Raw genomic sequence first — 238 nt, 5'->3', positions numbered from 1 at the left:
CCGGGGCGCAGGTACGCTCAGTGCCGCTGGTGGAAGGTGTCGATTTCTTCAACGAACTGGAGCGAGCCATTCGTGAAAGTTATCCGAAACCGAAGATGATGATCCTCGGCTTCCCGTCAAACCCAACCGCGCAATGCGTGGAACTGGAGTTCTTCGAAAAAGTAGTGGCGCTGGCGAAACGCTACGATGTGCTGGTGGTCCATGACCTGGCCTATGCCGATATCGTCTACGATGGCTG

At 55.9% G+C, this 238-nt stretch carries 1 protein-coding gene; it reads left to right on the top strand.

The genetic code is table 11. From position 1 onward, the window contains the following. A partial coding sequence (locus KI356_RS29055; protein WP_212937099.1) for an aminotransferase class I/II-fold pyridoxal phosphate-dependent enzyme occupies nucleotides 1-238 on the top strand: 238 nt, incomplete at both ends.

It is taken from the genome of Bacillus hominis, from assembly GCF_018332515.1.
GTDB lineage: Bacteria > Bacillota > Bacilli > Bacillales > Bacillaceae_G > Bacillus_A > Bacillus_A hominis.
The sequence above is the reverse complement of the archived record's forward strand: the minus strand, read 5'-3'. Positions and strand labels throughout refer to the sequence as shown.